Origin of the sequence: Streptomyces sp. CT34 (assembly GCF_000805335.1) — a bacterium.
Taxonomy (GTDB): Bacteria; Actinomycetota; Actinomycetes; order Streptomycetales; family Streptomycetaceae; genus Streptomyces.
Map to the genome: position 1 here is coordinate 1,592,795 of NZ_KN708638.1, position 6,672 is coordinate 1,599,466.

At 73.7% G+C, this 6,672-nt stretch carries 1 protein-coding gene; it reads left to right on the forward strand.

The window, feature by feature from the left end:
* Window positions 1–43: 43 nt before the first annotated feature.
* The gene (locus tag RZ84_RS39560) at window positions 44–5,911 is read left to right on the forward strand and encodes a hypothetical protein (RefSeq protein ID WP_206743089.1); all 5,868 of its coding nucleotides are present in this window, start codon (window positions 44–46) and stop codon (window positions 5,909–5,911) included.
* Window positions 5,912–6,672 lie beyond the last annotated feature (761 nt).

Here is a 6,672-nt window from a genome sequence, read left to right on the forward strand (position 1 = left end):
CTTCCGGATGCGGCTCGGTCAACTCGTCGCGGAGACAGGACTGTTGGAGCAGAGCGGCCTGCTCGTGGCGGGCACCGCACTGCTGGTGCCCGCCGTCACCCGGCAAGTGCGCGCCAAGGACACCTTCGCCTCCCTCGGCAAGGAACTCGGCCTGCCCGCCGCCGATCTGGCCGAGGCCAACGCCGGGCGTGCCGTCCTGCGGGCCGGCACCACGCTCTCCTATCCGGGGAAGGCCGCCCACCCGCTGCTTCCCGGGGAGTGCCTGGGCGACGTGGCCAACGCCCTCGGCGTCCCGCTCACCGAGCTGCTGAAGAACGGCTCGGTGGCGGGCGGGCCGTTGCTGAACCAGGAGACCCTGCTGGCCCCGCTCGCGGTGCTCGTCCTCCCGACGCTCACCGTGACCCCGACGCGGGGCGACACTCTGCGGGGCCTCGCGGCACGGTTCGGGACGACCCTCGCCGTGCTCGGCCACCAGCCGGCCAACGACGCCGTCGTCTTCGCCGCCGACGGCACCCCCACGCTCACCCTCCCGCACCTGGACCGGCTGCGGCTCGGCGCCCTCATCGACGAGGCCCAGCGGTGCCACGCGCTCCAGCACCTGTCCGGCATGGCCTCCCGCTACCAACTGCACGGGCTGCGGCTGAAGACCGCCGGCATCACCCCCAAGGCCCGGGGGATGTGGGTGACCGGCGACGACGGGGCCCTGAAGCTACCACCCGAGGCCGGACTGCCTGCCCTCACCGGTCAGCAGGTCGCCGTGCCCGACGAGCGGCCGGACGAGGCCGTCCTCACCGTCAGCGGCACCGCGAGCACGTCCTGGCTGCACCTCGTCGGCAGCGACGGGAAGCCCACCGAGCGCCTGCAACTCCCGCTCGCCAAGGGCAAGCGCGGCCAGGCGGTGGCCCAGCTCACCGCCTGGGCCCGCGAGAACCCGCTGGACGTGCCCGAGCTGCGGCTCGGTCCGGCCCCCATGCACCGCAGCGCCCCCCAGCGCCACCCGATGACCACGCACGCCGTCTGGCAGGCGACCGCGCCGGTCTCCCTGCCGTACGGCGGCACCGCCGCGGACCCCGGAGCCCTGCGCCTGTGGAAGCTGCCCGACGCGCTGCGTACCCTGCCCGACCCCGCGCGCCACCCGGACGGGCCCCGACTGCGGGTCGGGGTCGCCCGTTACGACGAGGCGACCGGCGCCACCACCAGCGCACCGGTGAAGCGGTACGCCTGGGCCTCCGTGATCCGCTTCGGCGTCACCCGCGTACCGCGCGACACCGTCGGCCGGGCCTCCGCCGCCACATACCAGATCACCGGCGCCGAAGGGGAGGACCTGCTGCTCCTGGAACGCCTGGTCGACCAGGTCGGCGACGACGACTCCGGCTACGCCGGGCTGCTGATCGGCTTCCCGCCGAGCGCCACCGGGGACGCCGCCGACGGGCTCCAGACCGGTGACCCGGCGCGCGTCACGACCGGCATCGCGCAGGTCGACCTGTCCACCACCACCCGCCCCGGCGGCGTACTGGCCATGGCCGCCCCGCAGCAGCCGGCCGCACCCGCCGGCGGACTGCTCAACCGGCCCGCGGAGCTGACACGGCTGCTGTGGGAGGCCAGCATCACCCGCAACGGCGGCTTCTTCCTGTACTACTTCGACACCGTCGCGGGCGGCGGGCTGCCCGACCGCGTCTTCAACGACCGCGGCCAGGCCCAGCTCACCCTGCTCGTCCTGCACGCCAGGCCGGACCTCCCCGGACAGCAGAACCGGCTGACGGACCACATGAACACGCTGGTGACCGGCGAACCCTTCGAGAGCACACACGCCACGCTCTACGCCGAGGCCGACCCGCCGGCCGGGGAGACCATCGAGACGGATCCGGACGTCTCGCTCGCCGATGCCGCCGGGCGCTCCTTCTCCGACGTCGGCGACCTCGCCGAGCACAACGCCGCACTCGAACTCAGGGAGAAGGCCGAAGTCCGCGTCGGCCAGGGCGTGTACCAGGCACCGGTCAACCGCATCCAGGTGAGGGACATCGCCGACCTCTTCTCCACCACCGTGGACGCCCTGCGGGCGGCCAATCCGCTGCGCACCGACCTCCAGCCGGACACCTTCCTCAGCCACCCCGACGCCCTCCGGCTGCCCGCGCTGCGGCTCACCGCGGGCGTCAGCGGACGGACCGGCACCCTGGCCGAGGTCGGCACCTTCTGCGGTGAGGACCTCGCGGCCTTGGGCGCCGACAACGCCGACGTGCCGGGCCTCTTCGCGGACGGTCAGCTCATCCGCGTCACCGGCGGCCCCATGGTCCGGACGCCGAGCGTGCCACAAGGGGTCGTCGCGTTCCGGGCCGAGCGGCCCGTACCCGCGGCCGTTCCGGCCGACCCGGACGCCGACGGCTTCGCCCGGCGCTACCTGCTGCACCACTTCACGCTGCTCGGCTACCGCGTCGAGGAGAACGCGGCCTTCACCGCCAGCCCGCTCGGCATCCCGGCCGGCCCCACCGTGGAACAGACCGCGCCACACGACGGGAACAAGCTGCGCACCGTCCCCGCGCCCGCCGACGACGAGACGTGGACGTACGCCCTGACCGTGCCGTACACCGGGTTCGCCAAGGGGAGCCCGGGGCGGTACGCGGGGGTGGGAGGGGTTCTCCGGACCTCCTTCGACTGGCTGGACCAGTTCGGCAACCGGCTGGTGACGACGCTGTCCGCACCGGCCGCCAAGGGCCGGACGCCGCTGGGCCGGCCACCGGCGCTCGCCGGCTACGCCGACCCACTCGTCGGACTGGGCCAGTGGCCGGCGGTCAGCCCCGACTGGCGAGTCGCCACCGCGGACGGGAAGCCCGCCATCGAACTCCGCCTGGCCTTCGACGCCACGCGCTACGCCGGGCTGCTCGCCGCCCGCGCCGTGAACGGCACCACGGTGGAGGCGGAGTTCACCGAAGCCGTGGATCCCGCCTCGGCCCAGGCCGCCGCCAACTACACCATCAGCCCCCACGTCCCCGTCACCGAAGCCCGGCTCCAGGCCGACGGCCGCACGGTCCGGCTCACCGTGCACAGCCTGCCCGCCGGCGTCCTGACCCTCAGGGCCCGCGACATCGGGCCGAAGGCCCCCTCGCGACACCGGGACCTCGGCGGGACCGCGGCCTTCCACGGCGAGGAATCCGCCCGCTCCTCCACCGCTCAACTCAACGCCGCGCGCGATCTGCGGATGTACCTCGCCCTCCTGGACCAGCTCACCGACCCGAGCGGCATCGCCCTCACCGTCGCCACCACCCTGGTCGTCGACAAGGACGGACGCCCAAAGCCGCTGCCCCTCGACGGGCCCCACCGGACCGGTCTGCTCCGCTGGCTCGGAAGCGTCAAGGAGTTCCTCACCGACCGCGCCGATTTCGGCACGACCACCCAGGAGCCCGCGGCAGCACACACCCTCGCCATCCCGCTCGACCCCACCGCCGTCAACCCCGCCCAGCTCTTCAAACTGTCCGTCTCCTTCACCATGGGCCGCACCGGCGGCGCGGTCCTCGGCGGTCTGGCCACCGTGCCCGGCATCCGCCGGGCCACGACGGCCGTTCCGCCACGCCACGAGAAGACGACCGGGAAGGACCCGTCCCTGGGGCTGGCCGTCTTCGCCGACTCCTTCGAGAAGGCCCTGTCCCGCTCCGACCAGTTGCTGAAGGTCGCCTCCGGCGCCGACCGCGGCGACACCGGGCCAGGCGCGGCGGCGGCCCTGTGGGCGGTACGCGTCGGGCTCGAGGACGGCGTCCCGGTCCGGTGCGCGCTCAAGGAGCCGGGCGAGGCCGGGCCGCTGGTCTTCGTACCGCGCCCGGCCGCCACCGCGTTGCAGTCGCGCTCCGCTGTGCAGATCCGCGAGTTCAGGACCGGTGAGGGCCTGGTCACCCCGGTGCCGCGCGACTTCACCGGCGTCGACCTGGACCTGTGGTGCCGGGGTCTGTTCGCGGCGGTCGACTCCGTCCTCACCCCCCGCTACACCGCCGCGCTCCAGATCCTTGCCCGGCAGCCCTTCGGCAGCACCCGGCGGGACTGGCTCGACGAACTCCTGTCCTGCAAGCGGAAGTTGGCCGAGATCGCGGAGACCTGGCTGACACCGGTCTTCGCCGATCAGCGCGGCGCGGCCCCGGCCACGGCGCGTGCGGCGTACCGACAGCAGCTCCTCAGCCGGCTGTCGGAGGCGTACGCCACCCGTGCGGCCGTGGAGTTCCAGGCCGAGGTGACAGCGGACATCGGCGAACCGCTCGCCCAGGAGCCGCCACGCCTGTACGGCGGCATGGCGCTCGCCCTCACGGACGGGAACCGGGCATCCGACGGCGACCGGCAGGACGTCCCCCTCACCTCCTCGTCGCCCAAGCTCACCCTCAGAACGGGTACCCGGCCCCTGACCTTCGTGCTGAGCGGCCCCGAGGTCGTCCACGACCGCGAGGGCGGCGTCGTCAAACGCGCCGCGGTGGACCTGGCCTACCGGCCCACCGCGATCGAGCACCAGATCGGCGAGGGGCTCGGCGGCACCGACTACCGTCCGTCGAGCTGGCTCGCCTTCGTGCGTCCCGGCGGCTTCAAGGAGCTGACCCCCGCCACCTTCGACGTGCCGCTGCCGCTGCGCGCGTTCCCCGACAGCCCGATCCTCACGGTGCAGACAGGGAAGGCGGCGGCCACCGGAACGGAGCGGCTCGGCGATCTCACGCGCTGGGACTACGCGTTCACCTACACGCGCCCGTTCCACTATCCGCAGGACGAGATCCTCCTGGAGGTGCGGTTCAACGTCCGGGACACGGCCCTGGCTTGGGCGGACACTCTGACGGACCCCTTCCCGCACCTCGCCCAGTTCACCACCGCGTTCCCCGGGGTCCGGGCCGACCTCGACAGGTATCTCGCGAGGATCGACGCCACCAGCGACCCGGCAAAGGAACCGGACACCTTCCGCAAGGCCGCCGTCGCGGTCGACGCTCTGCTGGCCATGCTGACCGCCCTCACACCGGACTCCGCCGCCGGCCCGCTGACCGCCGCCCCACCGCCCGCCGCGGCAGCGGGAGTGGGGAACCCCGCCTTCCCCTTCGTCCTCAGCGAGTCGGCCGAAACGGTGGCGGGCGTCCCGGACACGCTCGTCGTCGAGGTCAGGCCCACCGGTACGCCGCCCACCGGCATCGGCGTCCCGCGCGTCCTGGTCGAGCCGGACGTGTACGAGACGGTTCCGCTGCCCTCGACCGAGGAGGAGCCGGGCACGCACCGCTTCGCGTACCGGAAGAAGACCGCCCCCCGCACGTACCTGCCGGCCAGCCGGGGCCAGGCCATCCCGGCGCGTACCGTCGTCCTCTCCGGGCTGGACATCCTGGCCTTCCAGGACGCCTGGGCCGTCGCCTCCCTGGAGCGCAACCGGCACCTGGTGCCGAACCGGGAGCTGGACGCGCCCTTCGTCTTCACGACGGCGGGGGTGTCCTTCCCCAACCCGCTGCATCCGCATGTCGATCTGGACACCCGGGTGAACATCGCCGATCTCGGCACTTCTGCGCGCAAGGCGCTCGACCAGCACTTCCTGACGCTCTTCGAGACCCTGCTGCTGCGCGACGGCCGGCCGAAGGCGGACGCGGTGACCGTCCGGGCCGAGGTGACCTACCGCTACCCCCTCAACCGTCAACTTCCCCCTGTGTCCCTCCCGTTGCTCGTTCAGCCGCCGGCCGCGGTGACCCTCGATCCGCAGCGGAAGGAACTGAAGGCGCTGTGCGCCACCTGGTCCCGCGCCGTCGGGAAGTGGTTCGGGACCAGGAAGCCGCTCGGCGGCGGAGAACTGTGCCTGGACCTGACCCTCGTCTCGGACCTGACCCGGAGCCCGATGCCCCTGCTGCGGCTGCGCGGGCTCCACCTGCCCCTCGACCGTGTAGAGCCACCACTACCCGCTCTTGCCCCCTGACCGCGGTGTTCGCTCCCGCAGTCAGGGGCCCCGGACCCGCCCCGGGCCGCCATGGACCGGCTCGTGGCGGGCCCCGACCCGGCCGAGCGCAGCCGCGGCCTGATCAACTTCACCCCGCCGGGCGCACCCCGCACGCGTCACACGGGAACGGAACCGGGTCGACGTGTACCTCCCGCCCCGCTGGAACGGCCAACCCCACCGCCTTCCGCCAACTCGTCCGCACCGCCGCTGACGCCGCCGGCCTGTCGCACGGCACCAGGCCCGGGGACGCACGGGTCAGGCTCCACCACCCGGAGGGCGGAGAACCCGTCACGTAAAGGTGCGCGTCCGCCTGACGCACGGCGCACGATGCCCACCGTGGCGATGGCCGTGCCGGCGAGCTGTGTCCGCCGGGCGCGTTCCTTCAGGAGCACCGCGGCGAGGAGGGCGGTGAACACCGCCTGGCCCTGGAGAACCAGGGAGGCCGACCCCGGGGGCAGTTCCCACGGCCTGCCGCGGCTTCGCCGACGCCGCGCTCGCCGGCCTCGCCGGGCGCCACCCCGTCCTGGACCGCCGGCTGGTGGAGTCCGCCCCCCACCACGCCATCGGCCCGGTCGTACGGGGAGAGGCGGATCTCGCGGTCGTTGGCGCTCCCGGACCGACCACAGGCCCGCTGTTCGCGCGGCCTTGGCGGAGTTGCGCGGGCGCTGGCCGGGGAAGGACGTCAACCCGCCGGACGGAAAAGGCGGGTGAACGTCGACCCGCCGGGGGTCGCCCACGGG